Annotated in this window: 22 protein-coding genes; 11 read left to right on the top strand and 11 right to left on the bottom strand. The window is 63.7% G+C overall.

Features of this window, described 5'->3' with window-relative positions; genetic code table 11:
- Positions 1-6: 6 nt before the first annotated feature.
- The gene (locus FJ417_RS15450) at positions 7-1956 is read right to left on the bottom strand and encodes a PrkA family serine protein kinase (protein ID WP_140645146.1); all 1950 of its coding nucleotides are present in this window, start codon (positions 1954-1956) and stop codon (positions 7-9) included.
- A gap of 289 nt (positions 1957-2245) precedes the next feature.
- Between FJ417_RS15450 and FJ417_RS15445 the strand changes: the two genes are divergently transcribed.
- On the top strand, positions 2246-3052 hold the full coding sequence (locus FJ417_RS15445) for an alpha/beta hydrolase (RefSeq protein WP_140784049.1): 807 nt from the start codon (positions 2246-2248) through the stop codon (positions 3050-3052).
- On the opposite strand, the gene FJ417_RS15440 is transcribed toward FJ417_RS15445, so the two are convergent.
- On the bottom strand, positions 3053-3355 hold the full coding sequence (locus FJ417_RS15440) for a BolA family protein (protein WP_140645148.1): 303 nt from the start codon (positions 3353-3355) through the stop codon (positions 3053-3055). It abuts the gene before it with no gap.
- Between the two features lie 136 nt (positions 3356-3491).
- Here FJ417_RS15440 and FJ417_RS15435 point away from each other — a divergent pair, with 136 nt between their 5' ends.
- The 4 genes from FJ417_RS15435 to FJ417_RS15420 all read left to right on the top strand — a co-directional run bounded on the left by FJ417_RS15435 (position 3492) and on the right by FJ417_RS15420 (position 8192).
- The gene (locus tag FJ417_RS15435) at positions 3492-4115 is read left to right on the top strand and encodes a J domain-containing protein (RefSeq protein WP_140659654.1); all 624 of its coding nucleotides are present in this window, start codon (positions 3492-3494) and stop codon (positions 4113-4115) included.
- A gap of 124 nt (positions 4116-4239) precedes the next feature.
- Positions 4240-5226 carry a cobaltochelatase subunit CobS gene (gene cobS / locus FJ417_RS15430; RefSeq protein ID WP_140633012.1) on the top strand — a complete coding sequence of 329 codons (987 nt, stop codon included), beginning with the start codon at positions 4240-4242 and terminating at the stop codon, positions 5224-5226.
- 54 nt (positions 5227-5280) lie between these two features.
- Positions 5281-7179, top strand: a complete 1899-nt coding sequence (gene cobT, locus FJ417_RS15425) for a cobaltochelatase subunit CobT (protein WP_140784048.1) — start codon at positions 5281-5283, stop codon at positions 7177-7179.
- A complete protein-coding gene (locus FJ417_RS15420) occupies positions 7176-8192 on the top strand; it encodes an esterase-like activity of phytase family protein (RefSeq protein ID WP_140784047.1) in 1017 nt (338 codons plus the stop codon). Before cobT ends, FJ417_RS15420 begins: the two co-directional genes overlap by 4 nt.
- Positions 8193-8333: 141 nt before the next feature.
- Here the strand turns inward: FJ417_RS15420 and FJ417_RS15415 are convergent, their stop codons facing one another.
- The 5 genes from FJ417_RS15415 to rpmB form a co-directional block, all read right to left on the bottom strand.
- Complete coding sequence (locus FJ417_RS15415; protein ID WP_140784046.1) at positions 8334-9143, bottom strand: hypothetical protein; 810 nt, start codon at positions 9141-9143, stop codon at positions 8334-8336.
- A 221-nt stretch (positions 9144-9364) separates the two neighbouring features.
- Positions 9365-11140 (bottom strand): GtrA family protein, encoded by a 1776-nt coding sequence (locus FJ417_RS15410; protein ID WP_140784045.1) that lies wholly within the window; start codon positions 11138-11140, stop codon positions 9365-9367.
- Between the two features lie 87 nt (positions 11141-11227).
- Complete coding sequence (locus FJ417_RS15405; RefSeq protein WP_140784044.1) at positions 11228-11902, bottom strand: hypothetical protein; 675 nt, start codon at positions 11900-11902, stop codon at positions 11228-11230.
- A 120-nt stretch (positions 11903-12022) separates the two neighbouring features.
- Complete coding sequence (locus FJ417_RS15400; protein WP_140784043.1) at positions 12023-12709, bottom strand: queuosine precursor transporter; 687 nt, start codon at positions 12707-12709, stop codon at positions 12023-12025.
- Between the two features lie 110 nt (positions 12710-12819).
- Positions 12820-13116: a 50S ribosomal protein L28 gene (rpmB, locus tag FJ417_RS15395; protein ID WP_140784042.1), complete on the bottom strand. Its 297-nt coding sequence runs from the start codon at positions 13114-13116 to the stop codon at positions 12820-12822.
- Between the two features lie 258 nt (positions 13117-13374).
- Between rpmB and FJ417_RS15390 the strand changes: the two genes are divergently transcribed.
- Genes FJ417_RS15390 through FJ417_RS15380 form a run of 3 tightly spaced genes read left to right on the top strand, consistent with a single transcriptional unit; the run spans position 13375 to position 15755 of the window.
- Positions 13375-14166, top strand: a complete 792-nt coding sequence (locus tag FJ417_RS15390) for a DUF3108 domain-containing protein (RefSeq protein WP_140784041.1) — start codon at positions 13375-13377, stop codon at positions 14164-14166.
- 33 nt (positions 14167-14199) lie between these two features.
- Positions 14200-15087 (top strand): DMT family transporter, encoded by an 888-nt coding sequence (locus FJ417_RS15385; RefSeq protein WP_140784040.1) that lies wholly within the window; start codon positions 14200-14202, stop codon positions 15085-15087.
- A complete protein-coding gene (locus FJ417_RS15380) occupies positions 15084-15755 on the top strand; it encodes a lysoplasmalogenase family protein (protein ID WP_140784039.1) in 672 nt (223 codons plus the stop codon). Before FJ417_RS15385 ends, FJ417_RS15380 begins: the two co-directional genes overlap by 4 nt.
- Here the strand turns inward: FJ417_RS15380 and FJ417_RS15375 are convergent.
- Both FJ417_RS15375 and gloB read right to left on the bottom strand, forming a co-directional pair.
- Positions 15752-16183, bottom strand: coding sequence for a cupin domain-containing protein (locus FJ417_RS15375; RefSeq protein ID WP_140784038.1), 432 nt, complete (start codon positions 16181-16183; stop codon positions 15752-15754). The two genes, FJ417_RS15380 and FJ417_RS15375, sit on opposite strands and share 4 nt — an antisense overlap.
- Positions 16184-16236: 53 nt before the next feature.
- On the bottom strand, positions 16237-17004 hold the full coding sequence (gene gloB, locus FJ417_RS15370) for a hydroxyacylglutathione hydrolase (RefSeq protein WP_140784037.1): 768 nt from the start codon (positions 17002-17004) through the stop codon (positions 16237-16239).
- A 133-nt stretch (positions 17005-17137) separates the two neighbouring features.
- Between gloB and FJ417_RS15365 the strand changes: the two genes are divergently transcribed.
- Positions 17138-17914, top strand: a complete 777-nt coding sequence (locus FJ417_RS15365) for a methyltransferase domain-containing protein (protein ID WP_140784036.1) — start codon at positions 17138-17140, stop codon at positions 17912-17914.
- Between the two features lie 118 nt (positions 17915-18032).
- A complete protein-coding gene (locus tag FJ417_RS15360; protein ID WP_140784035.1) occupies positions 18033-19874 on the top strand; it encodes an ABC transporter ATP-binding protein/permease in 1842 nt (613 codons plus the stop codon).
- A gap of 106 nt (positions 19875-19980) precedes the next feature.
- On the opposite strand, the gene FJ417_RS15355 is transcribed toward FJ417_RS15360, so the two are convergent.
- Entirely contained in the window at positions 19981-20910 is a 930-nt protein-coding gene (locus tag FJ417_RS15355; protein WP_140645163.1) for a glycosyltransferase family A protein, read from the bottom strand.
- Positions 20911-21235: 325 nt separating this feature from the next.
- On the opposite strand from FJ417_RS15355, the gene FJ417_RS15350 reads away from it, so the two are divergent.
- Positions 21236-21556: a DUF1330 domain-containing protein gene (locus FJ417_RS15350; protein ID WP_140784034.1), complete on the top strand. Its 321-nt coding sequence runs from the start codon at positions 21236-21238 to the stop codon at positions 21554-21556.
- A gap of 129 nt (positions 21557-21685) precedes the next feature.
- On the opposite strand, the gene FJ417_RS15345 is transcribed toward FJ417_RS15350, so the two are convergent.
- On the bottom strand, positions 21686-22678 hold the full coding sequence (locus tag FJ417_RS15345; protein ID WP_140784033.1) for a glycosyltransferase family A protein: 993 nt from the start codon (positions 22676-22678) through the stop codon (positions 21686-21688).
- Between the last annotated feature and the right edge of the window lie 28 nt (positions 22679-22706).

The raw sequence follows: 22706 nt of genomic DNA, 5'->3' as shown, positions 1-22706 counted from the left end.
CTTTGATCAGCCCGCCTTGTTCACGCGCATATACCAGTCGACCAGCCGGCGCACCTGCCGCTGGGTATAGCCGCGTTCCACCATCCGCTGCACGAATTCGTTGTGCCGTTTCTCCGTGACGCTGTCCTGCTTGGAGCCGAAGCTGATCACCGGCAGCAGGTCCTCGACCTGGCCGAACATGCGCTTCTCGATGACCTCGCGAAGCTTTTCGTAGCTCGTCCAGGACGGGTTGCGGCCATGGTTGCGCGCCCGGGCGCGCAAGGTGAATTTGACCACTTCGTTGCGGAAGTCCTTGGGATTGGCGATGCCGGCGGGCTTCTCGACCTGGGACAACTCCTTGTCCAGGACCTCGCGGTTGAGGATCTGGCCGGTGTCGGGGTCCTTGTAGTCCTGATCCTCGATCCAGGCATCGGCATAGGCGATGTAACGGTCGAAGAGGTTCTGACCGTACTCGCTGTAGGATTCCAGATAGGCCTTCTGGATCTCGTGACCGATGAACTCGGCATAGCGCGCCGCGAGTTCCGACTTGATGAATTCGAGATAGGCGGCCTCCGTTTCCTTCGGGAATTGCTCGCGCTTGATCGCCTCCTCGAGGATGTACATCAGGTGCACGGGATCGGCCGCCACCTCCTTGGTGTCGTAGTTGAACGTCTGCGACAGGATCTTGAAGGCGAAGCGCGTGCTGACTCCGGTCATGCCTTCGTCGACGCCGGCGGCGTCGCGATATTCCTGGACGGACTTCGCCTTCGGATCGACCTCCTTGAGGTTCTCGCCGTCATAGGCGCGCATCTTGGTGTAGAGCGGCGAGTTCTCATGTTCGGCAAGGCGGGTCGAGACGGTGAAACGGCTGAGAATGTCCAGCACCTCTGGCGCGCAGGGACTGCTTGCCAATTCGCTTTCGCGCAAAAGCTTCTCGTAGATGTGCCTTTCCTCGGTGATGCGCAGGCAATAGGGAACCTTGACCACGAGGATGCGGTCGAGGAAGGCCTCGTTGTTCTTGTTGTTCTTGAACTGCTGCCATTCCGATTCGTTGGAATGGGCAACGACGATGCCCTGATAGGGGAAGGCGCCGAAATTCTCGGTGCCGTTGTAGCTGCCTTCCTGGGTTGCCGTCAGCAAGGGGTGCAGGACCTTGATGGGCGCCTTGAACATCTCGACGAATTCGAGCAGCCCCTGCGTCGTCCGGTTGAGGCCGCCGCTGTAGGAATACGCGTCCGGGTCGGACTGGCTGAAGTGCTCCAATTGCCTGATGTCGACCTTGCCGACCAGCGCCGAGACGTCCTGGTTGTTCTCGTCGCCGGGCTCGGTCTTGGCGATGGCGATCTGGCGCAGCCGCGACGGCATCAGCTTGACGACGCTGAATTTGGAGATGTCGCCCGACAGTTCGTCGAGGCGCTTGGCCGCCCAGGGTGAAATCAGTCCGTTCAGGCGGCGGCGGGCGATGCCGTATTTATCCTCCAGCAGATCGCCCATGCGGTCGGGATGGAAAAGGCCGAGCGGCGATTCGAAGACCGGGCTGATCTTGTTGCCGACCTTGAGCGTGTAGATCGGGCGCTCCTCCATCAGCTTCTTCAGCCGTTCGGCCAGCGAGGATTTGCCGCCGCCGACCGGACCGAGGAGATAGAGGATCTGCTTGCGCTCCTCGAGGCCCTGCGAGGCATAGCGGAAATATCCGGCGATGCGCTCGATCGTGTCCTCCATTCCGTAGAAATCGGAAAAGGAGGGATAGACCTTGACGGTGCGGTTGGAAAAAATGCGGCCGAGCCGCTCGTCCTTGCTGGTGTCGATCAGGTTCGGCTCGCCGATTGCCGCAACCATGCGTTCGGGCGCCGAGGCATACATGGATTTGTCCTCGCGGCAAGCTAGCAGGTATTGCTGGAGGCTTATCTCCTCCTGAGCCGCGTTGGAATAAATCTCCGAAAACAGATCGAAGACGTCTGTTTGATTCTCGCGCATGATGCTTTGCCTCGGAGCCGACAGGCTGCCAATCGGCTCATCGCTTCATCAACTGCCGGAAAGCATTGTGGTTCCCTTCACATGAAGGGGAGCTCTCCGCACTCCGACATCGGCCCCCCGGAGTTCCCGATTCGGCCGAAAATGCTCGCCTAGTAAGATACGTGGTGATTGCCGGCGGACCGTCAAGGACTGGATTTGTTTTCGCACCGAAAGTTGTCATTTTTGGTCAGTAAATGAGGTGCGTGGCCAGAGTCCGTGCGCTGTCGCCGCAACCTGACTGGAGATGACGATGATCAATCGACGCAGGCTCATCGCGGCATCGCTGGCGGCACTGTTGCCGCCAGGTGCGTCGGCGACCGGGCGTCCGGGCCAGCCGGAACCGCAAACCCTCGATTACGGTCCGGCCAAGCTCGATGTCCATGCGGGCGACGACGCGAACAAGCTGCCGGTGGTCTTCTTCGTCCATGGCGGCGCCTGGCGGTTCGGCAAACGCAGCCAGGTCGGCGCCAAGCCGGGCTTCCTGCTCGCCAATGGCTTCGTGTTCGTCTCGATCGATTACCGCATGCTGCCGCAAGCGGATGTCGCCACCCAGGCCGGTGATGTCGAAAAGGCCTACGCCTATGTGCGCGCCAACATCGCCCGGCATGGCGGCGATCCGGACCGCATCGTCGGCATGGGCCATTCGGCCGGCTGCCATCTGATTGCGCTGACCGGCATGCGCGGCGGATTGCCCGGTGTCGCCGCGCTGATCCTCGACGACACCAGGGCCTATGATCTTGCCGCGCTTTCCAGGAATGGCGGTATGGTTCGGGCTTATGCGCGTGCCTTTTCCGACCCGGCACAGTGGGCGGCGCTGTCGCCGGCGAGCTATGTCGACGGCCGAAAGCATCCGCCGACCTTCATCGCCTATTCGCGGGCATCCGGGCGAGGCGAAGAATCGAAAGCTTTCGCGGAACGCCTGCGCGCCACCGGCACTAAGGTCACGCTGTTCGACGGCAGCGCCTACACACATATGTCGATCAACCGCGATTTCGGCGAGGACGGCGATGCCCTGACCGCGGCCGCGCTGGCCTTCCTCAAGGCGACCGTCGGCTGACTACCAGCGCGTCTTCTCGCCGGGCGCGGCCGGCTCGATCGCCAGCGCATGCACGCCGGCTTTCAATTCGTCGGCGAGCAGTTCATTGACGGCGCGGTGGCGCTCGACGCGACCCATGCCGGCAAAGGCGGCAGAGACGACGCGGACGCGGAAATGCGTCTCGCCGGCGCCGTCGAACGTCGCATGGTGGCCTGACTCGACATGGTGATGGCCGGCGTGAAGGTGGCTTTCGTTGATGACGGCGAGCCTTTCGGGCGAAAACGCCGCCTTCAGCTTGTTTTCCATCGTCGACTGTATGGACATCCTGGGTTCCCTTCCCCACATCTGCGGAACAGCCGCAAAATCTTGAATTTCGACCGCTTTTAAGCCGCGATTCAGCGGTTAGGGCGATCATCGGCGAAATGTCAATTCTTGTTTCGCACGTGCGAACAGCCCATAAATGGGTGAGATGAAAGCGTATCCCAAATATTTCGAGAAAATTCGAATCCGGCCGGAGAAGGACGCGGAGCTTAAGTCGCGCGCGCCGATCTGCCAGTGGGATGGCTGCAACGAGGCGGGAACGCATCGCGCGCCGGTCGGGCGTCTCAAGGAGGGCGAGTATTTCCGCTTCTGCTTCGACCATGTGCGCGAATACAACAAGGGCTTCAACTACTTCTCCGGCGTGTCGGACACAGAGATCGCCCGCTTCCAGAAGGAGGCGCTGACCGGCCACAGGCCGACTTGGCGCATGGGCGCCAATGTCGGCGGAACGCGCTCGGCGCCGGATTTCGCGCAACAGCGTTCGGGCCGCGCCGGCTACCACAACCGCATGCGCGACCCGTTCAATCTGTTCGGTTCAGGCGCGCGCGAGCCGCGCGAGCGCAAGGCAAAGCCGCTTGAGGCCAAGGCGCTGGAAACGCTTGGCCTTGATACAAAGGCGACTGGTCAGGACATCAAGGCACGCTATAAGGAACTCGTTAAGCGCCACCATCCGGATGCGAATGGCGGCGACAGGGGTTCGGAAGACCGGTTCCGCGATGTGCTGCAGGCCTATCGCGTGCTCAAGCAAGCAGGATTGTGCTGAGCGGCCCTACGGTCCCATGTCGTTTTCCAACTTTCATAAGGTTGGAAAAGGCTCTAAGACCGCCCCCGGACAAAATCGATTGCCGGCGAAACGCGGCGTTTCGCCCGTGGAGACGTTGATAGAGATGAACAAGGTCGATCGCGACATCGCCAACCTGCCCGACACGACGGTGTCGGTGAAGGAGAAATTCGGTTTCGATTCCAAGATGGTCGTGCCCGCCTATTCGGCGGCAACCGAGCATGTGCCGGACATCGACCCGGATTATCTGTTCGACAAGGCGACGACATTGGCGATCCTCGCCGGCTTTGCCTACAACCGCCGCGTCATGGTGTCGGGCTATCACGGCACCGGCAAGTCGACGCATATCGAGCAGGTGGCGGCGCGGCTCAACTGGCCTTGCGTGCGCGTCAACCTCGACAGCCATGTCAGCCGTATCGACCTCGTCGGCAAGGACGCCATCGTCGTCAAGGAAGGCCTGCAGGTCACCGAATTCCGCGACGGCATCCTGCCCTGGGCCTATCAGCACAATGTCGCGCTCTGCTTCGACGAGTACGATGCCGGCCGCCCGGACGTGATGTTCGTCATCCAGCGCGTGCTGGAATCGTCGGGCCGGCTGACGCTGCTCGACCAGAGCCGGGTCATCCGCCCGCATCCGGCGTTCCGGCTGTTCGCCACCGCCAACACGGTCGGCCTTGGCGACACCACCGGCCTCTATCACGGCACGCAGCAGATCAACCAGGCGCAGATGGACCGCTGGTCGATCGTCACCACGCTCAACTACCTGCCGCACGACAATGAAGTGAACATCGTGCTGGCCAAGGCCAAGCACTATCGCGACAGCAAGGGCAAGGACATCGTCAACAAGATGGTGCGCGTCGCCGACATGACGCGCTCGGCTTTCATCAATGGCGACCTGTCCACCGTGATGAGCCCGCGTACCGTCATCACCTGGGCCGAAAACGCCGAAATCTTCGGCGACATCGGCATGGCGTTCCGGCTGACCTTCCTCAACAAGTGCGACGAGCTGGAGCGTTCGGTGGTGGCCGAGTTCTACCAGCGCGCCTTCGGCGAGGATCTGCCGGAGAGCGCCGCCAACGTGGTGCTGGGCTAGACGCGCAGCCGAAAGGCCTCCAGCCTTTCGGCATCAATCGCGCAAGGAATGATCATGGCGGGTCCGGGCGACAACACGCGCAACAAGCCGAAGAACGGGTCTGAAGCCGACAGCTTCAAGCGCGCCGTGACCGTGTGCATGCGCGCCGTCGCCGGCGACAAGGACCTCGAGGTCGGCTTCGCCAAGGACCGGCCGGCGTTGGCCGGCAACCGCGCGCGCCTGCCCGAGCTGCCGAAGAAAGCCTCCCGCAACGACATCGCGATCACGCGCGGCTTGGGCGATTCCATGGCGCTGAAGCGCGCCTGCCACGATCAGCGCGTCCACAACAAGCTGGCGCCGGAAGGCAAGCTGGCGCGGTCTATCTTCGACGCGGTCGAACAGGCGCGCGTCGAGGCGATCGGCAGCCGCGCCATGCAGGGCGTGGCCGACAATATCGGCTCGATGCTCGAGGACAAATACGCCAAGGCGAACCTCGTCGACGTCAGGGACAAGGCGGACGCGCCGCTCGAGGAAGCGATTGCGCTGATGGTGCGCGAAAAGCTCACCGGACGTCCCGTGCCGAAGAGCGGTGAGCGGCTGGTCGATCTGTGGCGCCCCTGGGTCGAGGAGAAGGCGAGCGGCGACCTCGACGGCCTGTCGGCCAAGCTCGAGGACCAGCAGGCCTTTGCCCGCGTCGTGCGCGACATGCTGGTTTCCATGGAGATGGCCGAGGAGCTCGGCGACGACCAGGAAACCGACGACTCGGAGGAAAACGAAGAGAACGAGCAGCAGGGCGAGGAACAGAGCGAGGAAGGCGGCGAGGAGGATTCAGGCTCCGAGCAGTCGCAGTCTGAAGATGCCGAAGCTTCCGCGGACGAGGAAGAATCGGCCGAGACGGAAGCGACCGACGCCACTTCCGACGACCTTTCCGACGAGGACGATTCCGACCCCGAGACGCCGGGCGAGGCCAAGCGCAACGACAATCCGTTCCTGAACCTGCCGAAAGAGATCGACTACAAGGTGTTCACCACCGCCTTCGACGAGACGGTGGGCGCCGAGGACCTGTGCGAGGAGGAGGAGCTCGACCGGCTGCGCGCCTTCCTCGACAAGCAGCTCGCCAATCTCTCCGGCGTCGTCGGGCGGCTCGCCAACCGGCTGCAACGCCGGCTGATGGCGCAGCAGAACCGCTCCTGGGACTTCGACCTGGAGGAAGGCTATCTCGATCCGGCCCGGCTGGTGCGCGTCGTCATCGACCCGATGCAGCCGCTGTCCTTCAAGCAGGAGCGCGACACGAAATTCCGCGACACCGTCGTGTCGCTGGTGCTCGACAATTCGGGCTCGATGCGCGGCCGGCCGATCACGGTGGCCGCGACCTGCGCCGACATTCTGGCGCGCACGCTGGAGCGCTGCGGCGTTTCGGTGGAGATCCTCGGCTTCACCACCCGCGCCTGGAAAGGTGGACAGGCGCGCGAGAGATGGCTGAAGGACGGCAAGCCGCCGAACCCCGGCCGCCTCAATGACCTGCGCCACATCATCTACAAATCCGCCGACCATCCGTGGCGGCGCGCGCGACGCAATCTCGGGCTGATGATGCGCGAGGGCCTGCTCAAGGAAAACATCGACGGCGAGGCGCTGCTTTGGGCGCATAACCGGCTCATCGGCCGGCCCGAGCAGCGCAAGATCCTGATGATGATCTCGGACGGCGCGCCGGTCGACGATTCCACGCTCTCGGTCAATCCGGGCAATTATCTGGAGCGGCATCTGCGGGCGGTCATCGAGCTGATCGAGACGCGCTCGCCGGTCGAGCTGCTCGCGATCGGTATCGGCCACGACGTCACGCGCTATTATCGCCGCGCCGTCACCATCGTCGATGCCGAGGAACTGGCCGGCGCCATGACCGAGCAGCTCGCCTCGCTGTTTGGCGAGGAAAGCGCGCGCGACACGCGGCGCGGCGGATTGCGGCGCGCCGGATGATCTTTTCGGGGCGGCGCGCGCGGCGGACGCTTTTCGCCTGCGTGCTGGCCTGCGCCTTGCCGACAATTGCCGCGTCGGGCGCTCCCGCCGAGACCGTCGAGATTTCGGCGCGGCCGATCAGCCAGTTCCATGTCGGCCATGACGAGACGCGGTTCGGGCCGCTCGAATTCGTCGGCGGACTGGAGATGACGTCGCCGGCGCGCGATTTCGGCGCGCTGTCGGCCTTTCGCTTCCTGAAGCCGGGCAGCGACTTCATCGGTGTCGCCGACACCGGCTTCTGGTTCTTCGGCGCGATCACGCATGACGCCGACAGGCGCCCATCGGGTGTTTCTAATTTCCGCATGCAGCAGATGGTCGATGCTTCGGACCGTCCGATCGACCGGAAATGGGAGGTCGACGCGGAAGGGCTCGCGGTCAAGGACGGTCTCGCCACCGTCGGCTTCGAACGCGACCAGCGTGTCGCCCAGTTCAAGATCGACCCCGACGATATGAAAGCGCCGATCCGGCAGCTCGACTACCTGGTTCCCGCCAAGGAGCTGCGCCAGAACCGCGGCTTCGAGACCGTCACCCATGCCAACCCTTATGGGCAGCACGCGGGCGGCCTGGTCGTGGTCTCGGAGAGGAGCCTCGACGAAGCCGGCAACGTCTATGCCGCCATCATCGAGGGGGCGCATAAGGGCGTCTTCACCGTCAGGCGCGACGGCGATTTCGACATTACCGACGGCGCCTTCCTGCCGGACGGTGACCTGCTGCTGCTGGAGCGCAGTTTTTCGATCGCGCGCGGGGTGAAGATGCGGCTGCGACGCATCTATGGCGAAAGCGTCGCGAAGGGCGCGGTCGCCGACGGGCCGGTGCTGATGGAGGCCGACATGGGCTACCAGATCGACAACATGGAAGGGCTCGACATCTGGACCCGCGACGACGGCGCGCTGATGGTGTCGCTGATCTCCGACGACAACCATTCGATCCTGCAGCGCAACCTCTATTTGGAGTTCATCCTGCACCAGGATTGAGCAGGATCGCTGGCAGAATCCAGCCGCCCTGGACTTGCTCTAGATCGTGATGGCGTTTCGTTGAATCGCCGTCACGATCTAACTCTTTGCTGGAGCATGGTCTTTCTCCGAAAACCGGTTCCCACTTTTCGGGATCATGCTCTAGCGGCCGACGTGGCGGACTTCGTTCATCACGAAATTGGCGGCGCGCTTGCTCCGGTTGCGGATCTTGAGCGTCGCGGTGTTGTCCACGAAATAGGTGTGGAGGATGCTGTCGCGGGTGCGGACCTCCGGCCCGACGGTATCGACCGCGTGCCAGGTGTCGGTGCCGACCGCAAAGGCGTAGCCGGTGTTCGGGGAAAACGACATCCGGTGCGAATTCTCGAAACGCCCGTCCGGCTTGCGTTCGGCGAATCGGGTGCCGATGTGGTTGATCGAGTCGTCCTCCGGGAGGTAGAACTGGACCGTGATGCCCTTCCATTTCGTGTCGGTGTGGAAACCGATCTTGTAGCCCGCCACGTCGCGCGTCAGCATCGGCACCGGATACATGCCGACCTTCATGAAATCCGACCCGAACCGGCGTTCCAGGCCCGGGGCAAGGCGGCGCATGAATGCGTCCTTCAGTTGCGGCGCATGCAGTGCCTTTCCGACCAGGGACCAGACCCCCCGTTTCTCGTCCGGCAGATGGCGGATATATTCGGGGTAGAGGTCGATCTTGACCCGCGTCGCAGTGCCGTCGGACTGAATGTTGACCTTGTTGCGCCCCTTGAGCGCACGATACTCGCGCGCCTCCGGCATGGCGGCACGCATGCGCAGATAAAGGTCCGCGGGGAAAACATCGGTCATTTCCAGATGCCAGAAAGGTGTTTCCACGAACGCGGCGCGGTTCACGGCGTCCACCATGTGGGAGACAACATGCTGCAGCGTTCGTTTGGCTGATGCTGGCGCCACCGCGCCGTCTATGGCCGACATAGATACCCTTTCCCCAATCTAAAGCCCCGAATCCAAATTTCCTGAATACATATATCGCCGCCCCGGCGAAATGCTAACCAAAGCACAGGCTGGATTGCAATGATCCACGGGACTGACTTCAATCGGGGTTTTCTAAATCACGGAGGGATGCTGCATCAGCGCGAAACGAGCGCGTTGCGAGGAGCGCGGTCGACGATGCTGACATGGCCGCAGGCCGATATTCAACGGACCTTGTAGATCTCGATCGGTTTTCCCGCGGTAGACTGGTCCAGTTGCAGCCACGCCGGCAGGTCGCCCCGCAGCAGCGCCGCGGCAAGGCCGTTCGGAGCGTCCAGGCCCAGCGATATCTCTTCCGTGTTGCCGCGGCAGATCGCGACCAGCCCCACATGCTCGCGCTCGATGACGGCGCGCGCGGCGTCCGGCGTTCCCATGAAAGCGTCGAGCATGGCAAGGTTACCGCCGACATTGCGGTGGTAAGGGCCGGCCAGCGCCCGGTGGCGGGTGAACATCAGTATTCCCGAGCCGAGATTGGACGAGGCAAGCACCGTCGTCGCCGGCATGACGGCAAGATCATGGAAGTCGCTTGGCTTGCCGCAGGTCACGGCGTGATCGGGATCGGAATTGATCCGCTGCGGCGCTTTCTGGACCACGGACTGCGCCGCCACCGCGACCCCGGCCCAGGTCGCGTTGAGCGAGACCAGCCACGCCATGACGATGCCGGTGGAAAGGCGCCATGAGGGCGCGGCGTCCGCCCGCAGGCGGATTTTCGCAATCCAGGCCGAGAGCGGCAATACGGCGATGGCGACGGAAAAGGTCGAGCCGCGCACCTGCCAGAGGCTGACGCCGAAGGCGACGACAAGCAGGATGGCGGCGAGCATCTCCTCGCGGCGCAGGCGACGCGTTCGGAGTTGAAAGCCGATCAGCAGGATGGCGATGAAGGGCGTCACATAGCGCGCCGCCATCAGCTTCGGCTGGTGGACGGCGACGCTCCAGAAGGGCTGCGCCTCGACCACGTCGGCCAGCCAATAGGTGCGGATACGCTCGTCCATGCCCGCATAGGGCGACGCCAGGCATTGCGGGAAGAACAGCATCGCGGCGGCCGCGACCACCGCCGCCAGCGCCAGCGTGGAGCCGAGCCGCGCCCGGGTTGTCGGCCCGGTCGATGCAGCGGCGATCGCCAGGCCGAAGCCGGACAGCGCGGCAACCGCGAACTGGAAGGACGAGAAGGCGTCGCATTGGGCCACGCCCCAGTCGGCCGGGCGGATGGTAACCACGAAGACCAGCGAGGCGATGCCGGCAAATCCGAGGCCGAAGCCTCGTGCCGTGACGCGCTCCTTGTCGTCGAGGATGAACAGCACAGCGGCACAGATGCCGAGCACCGCCACATAGGGAGCGGTCTCCATGCCGACAGCCAGCGTCAGGCCGGCGCAGATGCCCGACAGAAGGGCCGCGGGCCGCCAGGAGGGCGCTTCCATCAGGAGCCAGAGGCCGGCCGCCGTCAGCAACAGCTGGACATTGTGGTGATCGATCACCCCCGGGCTGTAGATCACCAGGAAGAAAAGGCCCGCCGTCGACAGGATGAGCGCCGGCATCGCGACATTCGCGCCGGCGAAGCGCTGCGCGGCGCGCATCAGCACGAATATGGTCAGTCCGTAGAGCAGGGTCGGCCAGATGATCTGCGCGGCGCGTTCGGCGGTGGCGGGGCTGGCGCCGAGCGCATCGAAGCCCATGATGATCAGCGCGAGCGGCGTGTCCACTAGCCGCGACCAGTGCATGACGAAGCCGCCCGAGGCACCCATCCTGTATTGATGGAGGTCGAACCAGCCCTGGCCGCCGAGCAGGTCGCGGACCTCGACCAGCCGCAGCATGCTGTCATTGTCGGCGCCGTAGTTGGCAAGGGTGGGGAAGCCGGAAACCGCGTTGATCGTCAGCACCACCAGCGTGGCGCACAACGCAAGCAGAAGATCGTTTTTCCAACCGGTGCCTGGCACGGTCATGCTGGTCGCAATGCCCTGGAGAATTTTCGCGATCCTGCATCATCGGGCGTAACAAAACGTAAAGCCGCACGGCTGTTGCTGAAAGCGTCAGGCCTGGTTGGTAGCAATCCAGATGACGTGGCGGGCGCCACGCTTGCCGTTGGCCCGCGTGTTGATCTCCTCGACCGCGAAGCCGGCCTGTTTCAGCCGCCGGGTGAAGCCGCCGTCCGGTCCCTGCGACCAGACCGCTAGCACGCCGCCGGTCTTCAAGGCGGCCCGCGCCACGGCCAGGCCGGCCGCACTGTAGAGCGTGTCATTGCCCTTGTAGACGATGCCTTCGGGACCATTGTCGACGTCGAGCAGGATGGCGTCCCAGGCGGCCTTCTCCGCCCTTATCAACTGGCCGACATCGGCCTCGCGAAGGGTGACGCGCGGGTCGTCGAGGCAGCCGTCGAATATCCCGGACATGGGGCCCTGCGCCCAGGCGACGACCGCGGGAACCAGTTCGGCGACGGTGACGGCGGCGTCGCGATCGAGCGCGGCGAGGGCGGCGCGCAAGGTGAATCCCATGCCGAGCCCGCCGATGAGGATGCCTGGCCGCTTGCGGCGGGCGATCCGCTCGCAGGAAAGCCTGGCGAGGGCCTCCTCGGAGCCGCTGAGGCGGCTGTTCATCAGCTCGTTGGTGCCGAGCATGATCGAGAATTCATCCCCGCGCCGCTTCAGGCGAAGTTCCTGCGCGCCATCAGGCGTGCGGGCGGAATCAAGCTGAACCCAGGGGATCACGGTCTCTCTTTTGGTTTGAGCACGATCTTTTCCAAAAACAGGGTCCCACTTTTTGGGATCATGCTCTCTCTTTCTGTTTGGAGCATGATCTTTTCCAAAAACCGGATCCCACTTTTGGGATCATGCTCCGACCGCGACCGCTGGCTGGCTCCAGCGCGCGGCGAGCAGCCGATAGGGGATCAGCGCCACGACGGCAATGATCAGCTTGACCGAAAGGTCGCCAAGCGCCCAGGACACCCAGCGCATCGTCTCGACCGGCAGCACGCCCATCAGCGGCGCGGTCTCCAGCGCGAAGCTGTCATTGGGGCCGGCAAAGGCGAAGGCGGCGGAGAAGGCGACGCCGAAGAAGACGATGGTGTCGAACACCGAGCCGACCAGCGTGCCGACGATAGGCGCGCGCCACCAACTCTGCCGGCGCAGCCGGTTGAAGACGGTGACGTCGAGCAATTGCGCGGTGAGGAAGGCGGCACCCGAGGCGGCCGCGATGCGCACCAGCCGGTCGGCGGCGGTCTCGAACTCGATCAGGCCGTGGCGGAACAGGAAAGGCGGGATCAGGATCGAGCAGATCACCGCCGTCATGAAGCCGACGAACACCACCTTGCGCGCCACGGCCGGACCGTAGCGGCGGTTGGCGAGGTCGGTGACCAGGAAGGAGAACGGATAGGTGAAGGCGCCCCAGGTGAGCACGTCCGCCAGTGCCAGACCGCCGACCTGGCCCTGCATCGGGAACTGGACAAGGATGTTGGAGGCCACGACGACAAGCGCCATGGCAGCCACGAAGGGCGAATATCGCGTCAGGAAATTCATTTTTTTATCCTGGGTAATGGAACCAGCCGAGCGCCATGCCGACGCCCGCCCTTGTTTCGAGCACCGGTCTGGCCGGGCTCGATGCGGTCGTCCCCCGCCTGAAAGCTGCTTTAAGCGGCCGGCTGCTCGGCCAGCTTCTTGGCGATCTGCTTCTTGAGCAGACGCGCGCGCTGCGACAATTCCTTGGCGTCGGCCTTGGCCAGGAAGGCGTCGAGGCCGCCGCGGTGCTCGACCGAACGCAGCGCGTTGGCCGAAATACGCAGGCGAACATTCTGGTTCAGCGCTTCGGAAATAAGCGTCACATTGACCAGGTTCGGCAGGAAGCGACGCTTGGTCTTGTTGTTGGCGTGGCTCACATTGTTGCCGGTCTGAACTGCCTTGGCAGTGAGTTCGCAGGTGCGGGACATTTGTCTAACCTTCAGTTTCTAAACCTGCCCAAACCATTCTGCCCGCGCCGGGCGGCGCGCGGTCTCGGTCAGGCGGCCTTTGGAAAAGTTGGCGTTCCATAGTGGCATTTCACCACTGCGTCAAGCTCCGGCGCGCGGCCCGTCGTCAGGCGCGCTCCATATAAAGGCCGGATTTCACAGTATAAGCCCATCGCGAAGGGATATGCCAGGCTGGAGCCGCTGCGTTCCGGCCGAACCGCCAGGGATTCGCCAGCCGCCATGCTCCGTCCATCTCATGCATTCGCCAGCCTGCTTGCCCTTGCCGTGCCGGCAACAAGCTTCGCCGCCGCGGCGCCGCAGTCCTTCAAGGGCGAGTATACGGTGTCCTATCTCGGCCTTTCGATCGCCAGGGCGACTTTTTCCAGCCGCTACGAAGGCGACAGCTATGCCATCGACGGCACCGTCTCGGCCGCCGGCCTCGGCAAGCTCTTCGACGACACGAAAGGCACGATTTCGTCGAAAGGCACGATTTCCGGCAAGCAGATGCAGCCGCATGCCTTCCGGGCCGACTATACATCCGGCAAAAAGGCCTCGATGGTCGAGATCCGCTTCAACAACGGTGCGGTCACCTCCACGCAAGTCGTTCCCGCGCCGAAGAAGCGCGATTCGAAGAGCTGGGTGCCGCTCGGCGATAGCGACTTGAAATCGGTGCTCGATCCGATGGCCGCGACCGTCATCCACGCCGACAGCCTGGACAACGTCTGCGGACGGACGGTCAAATTTTACGACGGCGAGATGCGCGCCGACCTGACCTTGACCTATGCGTCCAAGGGTTCGATCTCGGTGCCGGGCTACAAGGGCGACACGGTGACCTGCAAGATGGGCTTCGAGCCGGTGGCGGGCTATCGCAAGGGCCGCAAGGCGCTGAATTTCCTGAAGAACAAGAGCCGCATGCTGGTGACGTTTGCACCGCTCGGCCAATCCGGCGTATATGCGCCGATCCGCGCCACGGTCGGGACCCAGATCGGTCCGCTGACCATCAGCGCGAGACGCTTCGAGGCGGTAAATTAGGTCAGGCGCCACCGCGCGCCGGCGGGGGAACGAATGGCGCGCGCAACATTGATCGGGTTCTCGGCGGTCGCCATGTGGGCGCTGCTGGCGCTGCTCACCGACGCCTCGGGGCGGGTGCCGCCCTTCCTGCTGTCGGCCATCACCTTCGCCATCGGCACCTGCGTCGGCCTGGCGGCGCGGCTGTTGATGCCGGCGCCCGACCGGAGCCAGAAGATCCCGCCACAGGTCTGGGTCATCGGCATAGCCGGCCTGTTCGGCTACCACTTCTTCTATTTCACGGCGCTGCGCAACGCGCCGGCGGTCGAGGCGAGCCTGATCGCCTATCTGTGGCCGCTGCTGATCGTGCTCGGCTCGGCGCTGATGCCGGGCGAGCGGCTTGCCTGGAACCATGTCGTCGGCGCGCTGCTCGGCCTTGCCGGCACCTTCCTGATCGTCACCAAGGGCGGCGCGCTCGCCTTCGACGCGCGCTACGCCTTCGGCTATGCGATGGCCGCCGTCTGCGCGCTGTTGTGGTCGTCCTATTCGCTCCTGTCGCGGCGCTTCCCGTCGGTGCCGACCTCGATCGTCACCTGGTTCTGCGCGGCGACGTCGGTGCTGTCGCTTATCTGCCATTTTCTGCTTGAGAAGACGGTGCTGCCGGATGGCCCTGAACAGTGGCTGGCCGTCATCGGGCTCGGCCTGATGCCGGTGGGCGCGGCCTTCTATGCCTGGGATATCGGCGTCAAGCGCGGCAATATCCAGGTGCTGGGCGCCGCGAGCTACGCGGCGCCGCTTTTGTCGACGTTGGTGCTGATCGCTGCCGGCGTCGCCACGCCGTCGCTGCGCATCCTCGCCGCCTGCGTGCTCATCACCGCCGGCGCCGCGCTGGCGGCGAAGTCGCTGCTGATGCGCAAGCCGGCGACCACAGAGGTCAACGCATGATGCCGTTTCCCGGCGGCATCGAGGCCAACGCCAATGCGACGCTGCTGTTCTCGTTCGTCGCGGCCGTGATCTACGCCTTTGCGCTCGACATGCCGCCGAAATGGACGCGCAGCGCGGCAAAGACGCTGGCCGTGGCTTTGCTGGCCGTGCTTGCCGCCATGCAGGGCGGCCCGCTGCTGCTCGTCGCGGCGCTGGGCTTGAGCGCCGTCGGCGACGCCTTCCTGTCGCGCGACGGCGAAAAGGCTTTTCTCGGCGGGCTGGCGAGCTTTCTCGCCGGCCACATCGCTTATGCCGCGCTGTTTTTGCAGGCGGGCGGCGGGCTCGGCCTGTTGAGCGCCGAATCCTGGCGGGGCGCGATTGCGCTCGCCATAGCCACATTCAGCATCGTCATGCTTGCCGCGCTCTGGCGCCGCGTCGGCCCGCAGCTGCGTATCCCGGTCGCCGTCTATGTCGCGGCGATCCTCGCCATGGGCATTTCGGCGCTCACGACGAATTATCCCTGGGTGATGGCCGGCGCGGTGCTGTTCATCGCGTCGGATGGGTTGCTGGCAACCGAGCGCTTCCTGCTTGCGGCGATCTCGCCGCATCGCGTGTGGATGCGCTACGCGGTCTGGGTGCTTTATTACGCGGCACAGCTGGCGATCACGCTGGGATTTCTTCTCAGTTAGGCGATCTTCGGCTGCCAGTCCGGCTCGGCCAGCTCGAAGGCGGCAAAATCGAAGCCCGGCGCCACGGTGCAGCCGACCAGCGTCCATTCGCCGAGGCTGCGCGCCGATTGCCACCAGCCGGCCGGCACGACGATCTGCGGCCGCTCACCGGCGGCAAGGGCCGTGCCCAGCACCTGCTCGACGACCATGCCCGCGCCTTCCTCATGCATCGACAGCGCCAGCGGCGCGCCGGCATAAAAGTGCCAGACCTCGGCCGCGTCCTTCACCCGGTGCCAGGCCGAAAGCTGGCCCTGCTCGAGCAGGAAATAGATCGCGGTCGAATGACCGCGCGAGCCGCCCGCGGCGTCGCGAAAGGTCTCGGCATACCAGCCGCCCTCGGGATGCGGCTTGAGGCCTAGCGTTGCGATGATCTCGGCGGCGCTGGTCATTGGCGGTCTTTGCTGCGACGAACGTCGAGCCTTTTGGTCGACATGCGGTGGAACTAAAAATTGTCCTTGCGCTTGCGGATCTCGGCAAACACCTCGGCGTCCGAGGCTTTCTCCATGCCGAGATGCTTGCGGATCGCCGGGTCGTGCCAACGCAGGAACGGGTTGGTCGACAACTCCTCGCCGATGGTCGTGGGCAATGTCGGCTTGTTGTCGGCGCGCAGCGCTTCGATCTTAGCCGCGCGCTGCTTCAGCAGCGGATTGCCCGGGTCGACCGTCACCGCGAAGCGGGCGTTTGCCAAAGTGTATTCGTGGCCGCAATAGATGGCGGTTTGCGCTGGCAGCGCCGTCAGTTTCTTCAGCGATTCATACATCACCGGCGGCTTGCATTCGAACAGGCGGCCGCAACCCAGCGCGAACAGCGTGTCGGCGGTGAAGGCCACCTTCGAGGCCGGCAAATAATAGGAGACATGGCCGGCGGTATGGCCGGGCGTCTCGATGACTTCGACCCTTTCCTCGCCAAGGCGCACGACCGACCCCTGGCCAACCGTCTCGTCGATGCCGGGGATCTTCGCCTTTTCGGCTTCCGGGCCGACGATGCGCAATTTGAAGCGCTCCTTCAGCGCCAGATTGGCTTCGACATGGTCGGCATGATGGTGCGTGGTGAGGATCAATGTCGGCGTCCAGCCGGTGCGCTTGATCGCGGCCAGGATCGGCGCCTCTTCCGGCGCGTCGATGATCGCCGTCTCACCGCTCTTCGAATCGTGGACCAGCACGCCGAAATTGTCGGTGCGGCACATGAACTGCTCGATTTCGACCGGCATCGCATGTCTCCCTTTGTCGTCGCAGACATAGGGCGGGCGGGCGCCGATGTCATCCGCGTTTGTTGAGCTGGCGCGTTTGTTGAACCGGGTGCCTTTGTTGAACTTGGCAGGCTTCACGGCTACCGTCCCGCGCATGCATTCGGATATCGTCGACCTGCGCTCCTTCTACTCGTCCACGCTCGGCCGCCTGGCCGAGCATTCGATCACCATGGCGTTGTCGTCCATATGGGCAACCGTGCCCAACGAGCGGCTGGTCGGCCTCGGCTACACGCTGCCATGGCTGGAACGCTTCGGCGCCGATGCCGAGCGCGTCTTCGCCTTCATGCCGGCGACGCAGGGCGCGGTGGTGTGGCCGGTGTCGGGGCCGACGGCGACGGCGCTGGTCTTCGACGAGGAACTGCCGCTGGTCGATTCCTGCATCGACCGCGTGCTCCTGGTGCATTCGCTCGAACATGCCGAAAACCCGCGCGAGACGCTGAACGAGATCTGGCGCGTGCTGTCGCCGGCGGGCAGGGTCGTCATTGTCGTGCCCAACCGGCGCGGTGTCTGGGCGCGGTTCGAGCACACGCCCTTCGGCAATGGCCGGCCGTTCTCGCGCGGCCAGTTGACCGAATTGCTGCGCGAGGCGAATTTCACCCCGGCGACATGGAGCGACGCGCTGTTCTTCCCGCCGTCGCCGCGGCGTTTCATGATGCGGTTCCACAATGTGCTGGAGAGAGCCGGCCGGCGGTTCTGGCCGATCTTTTCCGGCGTCATCGTCGTCGAGGCGCAGAAGCGGCTCTACCAGGGCGTGCCGGTCGCGCAGCGCGCCTCTCGCCGCGTCTTCGTGCCGGTCTTCTCGCCGCAGGGCGCAACGCGGCTTGGCCGGCATGCGGCCGATGGCGCGCCCGGCCAAGTGACGCGTTCGTGATCGCCGCCGCGCCTTGCATCGCGCAGCGATCGTCACCCTATCTGAGGGCATGCTCGATCTGAGGAATGCTCGCTTGGCGCGGTGTTCGTGACCGCCGAGGAAACCAGGAATATCCTTCATGGACAACCAGACCGATAAAAAACCAGGCCCAAAAAAGGCCGCCGTCTCGGTCGAGGCGAGCAGCCTCGCCGACCAGGTGGCGACGATCAAGCTGGGGTTGAAGGCCTCGCCGGTGCGCAGGCAACTTGCCTGGGTCTCCATCGGCATCGTCGCGGTCATCGTCGCAACCTCGATCGGACAGGTGCTGCTCAACCGCTGGAACCAGCCTTTCTACGATGCGCTGGCCCGGCGCGACATGGCTGCTTTCCTGCACCAGCTTCTGGTCTTCGCGATGATCGCCGGCGGGCTTCTGGTGCTCAATATCGGCCAGACCTGGCTCAACCAGATGATCCGCCTGCGGCTGCGCGAGGCGCTGACGCTGGACCTGATCGATCAATGGATGCGACCGGCGCGTGCCTTCCGGCTGGCCAATGCTGGCGCCATCGGCGTCAATCCCGACCAGCGCATGCAGCAGGATGCCGCTCACTTGTCGGACCTGTCGACGGATCTCGGTGTCGGCCTGCTGCAGTCGTTCATCCTGCTTGTCTCCTTCATCGGCGTGCTGTGGCAGCTGTCTTCCGGCTTCGTGTTCCACGTCGGCGGCTATTCGCTGGCGATACCGGGCTACATGGTGTGGGCCGCGTTCCTCTATGCCGGCATCGCCTCGTGGCTGAGCTGGCTGGTCGGGCGTCCGCTGATCAGCCTCAACAGCGAGCGCTACACCCGCGAAGCGGAGCTGCGCTCCTCCATGGTGCGGGTGAATGAGAATGTCGACGCGATCGCGCTCTACCATGGCGAGCCCGATGCCAGACGCCGGCTCGAACTCGACCTCGGCACGGTGCTGGGCGCCATGCGGCGCATCTTCGCCGCGCAGATCAACCTGTCCTGGGTGACCGACACCTATGGCTGGATAACGGTGGTGGCGCCCATCCTGGTGGCTTCGCCGGTCTATTTCTCGGGCGATATCAGCTTCGGCGGGCTGATGATGGCGGTCGGCGCCTTCAACCAGGTTCATTCGTCCCTGCGCTGGTTCATCAACAATATCGGCAGTATCGCCGACTGGCGCGCGACGCTGATGCGGGTGGCCGATTTCCGCATCGCGCTCACCGAAACCGACGCGCTGCATGACACGGAAAAACGCATCCGGTTCGGCGAAAACGCCAATGGCAGCCTGACCTTCGACACGCTTGAGGTGGCTTCGCCGGAAGGCTGCACCAAGCTTGCCCAGACGGATGTCGAGATCCAGTCCGGCGAGCGCGTCATGATCACCGGCGAGCCGGGGGCCGGCAAGACATTGTTCTTCCGCGCCATCGCCGGCCTGTGGCCATGGGGGAGCGGCCGGATCGGCCTGCCGGCCGGCGAGACGCCCATCTTCGTGCCGCGCGTGCCTTATTTCCCGGCCGGCACGCTGCGCGAGGTGCTCGATCATCCGAACGGCGAGGCCCCGGCCGGCGATGCCGAGATCGCGGCGGTGCTCGCGGAGGTCGGCCTCGACCGGCTGGCAACCGCCCTTGATCATCCCGGGCGCTGGGAACGCGAGCTCAGCGACGACGAACAACGGGCGCTGGCTTTCGCTAGGCTCGCCTTGCGCAAGCCGAAATGGGTGATCATCGACGAGGCGCTCGATGCGTTCGACGGGCCGACGTTGCGGCGGGTTCTGGCCATGCTTCAGAAGCGCCTGCCAGAAACCGCGATCGTCAACATCGGACGTGGTCAGCACAACAATCAGTTTTTTCCGCGCTCGCTGAACATCGTCAAGGATACCGGCGCGCCGGCGCTAAAACCCGCGCGAGTCAGGGCCGGGGCGATCGACCCACCGCCTCCGGCGGCTCGCCGCAAGAAGGAATCCACTGAAGCATAAGGGCATTTCACCGTTTCGCGGAAAACGGCTCTATCTCTTTGTTTTCACGCAGTTCCCGACGGAAAAGTGTGCAGCGGTTTTCGTCGGCGTTGCGTCAAGGAGGCAATCAGACCGCCCGGGCGCCATATTTGGCGCGGAATTCGTCGTAGCAGTCGCGCCGCCAGCGGCGGCCGACGACATAGCCGCGCAAGAGTTCGGCGGGCGAGTAGCCGAGCGACTTGGACGACCGGTTGGCGTGATAGCCCGAAAACGCCTGCGGCAACCTGCCCTTGAGGATATCGGCGATGATCTGGCGCGCAATCATGTAAGGCGGAACGTCGGGATAGCGGTCGGCGATATAAGGATGCTTGTCGATCAGACTGGCGTAGGCCTCGACATAGCCGTCGCGGCGGCCGGAGATGGAATTCTCCGAATTGTACTTCTTCCAGTCGATATCCTCGGACAGCAAGGCGCCGCTGCGCTGGGCAAAGCGCAGCAGCAATTCGCGATCCTGCATGCGCGTGATGTCGCTGTCATAGCCGCCGATCGCGAGCAGCGACTCGTGCCTTGCGGTGATCGCCGAGCCGGCAATGAAGATGGTCTGCGAGACCAGGGCACGCTGCAGCGTGCTCTTGTCGAGGAAAGCGTCGCGATTGATGCATTTGGTGCTGCGGCTGCCTTTCAGCGACAAGAACGAGCTGATGAGGACTTCGAGCGAGGGATTCTGGTCGAAGCGCGCCAGCGTCCGCTCCAGCCGATCGGGCAGATAGACGTCGTCCGAATCGAGGAAGGTCACGACCGGCGCCCGCGCGCGCTCAATGCCCGCATTGCGCGCGGCATTGGCGCCGCGCCATTTGGCGCCGACATAGATCAGCCTCGGGTCGCGGATTTCGGCCAGCGCGGCGGCCGTCCCGTCGGTCGAACCGTCGTCGACCACGATGTGCTCGAAGCGGGTAAGTGTCTGCGCCAGAACGCTTTCCACCGCGCGCACGACCTGGCTGCGCCGGTTGTGGGTCGGCGTGATCACTGAGATCAGCGGAGCGTCCTGGTTCGACATCGGGCTGCCACTGCCGGTCGGATCTAGCGTTTGTCGGATGGATCTGATGGCTATCCTCGCGTCCCACCTCTGATTTGCGACAGACGCTACAAAAAAGCCACGCTTGTGTCACGCAAGCTGTCCGAGAAACGCCGAATTAGTGGCTTTTCCGCAACATTGCGGTTTGATGGCAACACAATCGACGTTCTGGCTATGCGACAGCCCGCCGGGCGATGGTCGGCGTTGTCTCGATGACGTCCAAGGTAATCGACCGGACTACCTGACTTTTGCATGATGACCCAACGAGGCCGGCCGATCGGCTTCAGTCCCATGAAGGAGCAGGATCATGACCGCTTACGCCGTTGCCCACATGCGCCAAGTCACGTCGGGTCCCTGGATGATCGAGTATCTGGAGAAGATCGACGCCACGCTGGCGCCGTTCGGCGGACGCTTCGTCGTCCATGGCGGCGATGTCGAGGTCGTCGAAAACAACTGGCCCGGGCATCTGATCGTCATCGAATTCCCCGACAGCCAGCATGTGCGGGACTGGTACCGGTCGCGCGCGTATCAACAGATCCTCGAGTTGCGCACCCACAATTCTGAATCCGACGTGATCTTCGTCGACGGCGTCGAGCATCCGCACAAGGCTACGGATGTGGTTGGCTAGCAGAACAGCGCGCCTTTCCTGGAATTGCCCTAGCGCGTTTCACCGTTTCACGGAAACGGCGAACCGCTCTATTCTTTGTTTCTACGCAATTCCGGACGGAAAACCGCTCACACTTTTCCTGGAATTGCTCTAACTGTGCACGACATAGTCGGGCACGATTTCAGGCTCGTCGCGAACGAGCCCCACCGCCAGGCTGAAATGGCCGAGAAACGCGAAAGTGTAGAACGTCAGGCCAACAATCGCCGCGAAGGGAATTTGCCAGACCGGCATGCCGGTCTGCGGTGCGAGGTTGACCACGCGCCGCAGCGTGCGCCACGACATTGTCCCCCAGCGCGTAAATGATTTGACGATACGCTGAACCCTGCCAGGCGCGTGGAGCTCGACGAATTTTCGATCGGCGTCCCTGCCGGTCACCAGTGCGCGCCAAAAGAAGAACCGCCAGCCGCGCGGGGAATAGTGGTGAACGCGCGCGTCCACATTGACTATCTTGTGGCCTTCGCTCCAAAGCTCATGCATCAGCAACGTGCAAGAGACCTTGAAGCCGTTGTGTGCTGGAAATGGGTGGCTGGATATCCAGTCGTGCCGAAAGGCGATGTTGTTGGCGTTGAGAGCACGCTTTGAGGCGAATCTCTCGTCTCCCTCAGCCATCGGGAAAAACCAGATCAACGCGAAGGTTCGCGAGAAGAAGTCATCGTATGAAAGATAGGTATGCCCATTCACACAGATGGTTTCAGGCCGGTCGACAAAGGGTTTCAGTAGAGTTGAGAGCCAGTTCCGTTCCGGAACTGTATCGGAATCCAGGAAAACAAGGATGCTTCCTTCGCTCGAAGGAATGCCGTTGTTCTTGAGGTCGTAGTATCTGCCGCCAGGACACGCCGCGAAGGCCAGATCGGCAACCTGCGCCAGTTGTGGCGCTTCCGCTCTGATGCTGCTTCGCAGTGAGACTGCGTCAGTCTCGAGGCCGCCATGCGATACAATGACCTTCGGTCTCGCAAATCCGCTAGCGGAAACCTCGGCGATCTCACGCGCCAAGGCTTTCAGCCCAAGGCCGATCTCGTCCCAGTCGATGGATTTGGCATTCTCCATCTCTATGACGATAGAATAGGTGGGACGTTCCGCCATCGCGACACAACCGGTTAATCAAACTAGT

It is taken from the genome of Mesorhizobium sp. B3-1-7 (assembly GCF_006439385.1).
Taxonomy (GTDB): Bacteria; Pseudomonadota; Alphaproteobacteria; order Rhizobiales; family Rhizobiaceae; genus Mesorhizobium.
Note: the sequence above shows the minus strand (reverse complement) of the source record. Positions and strands in the feature narration are given on the sequence as shown.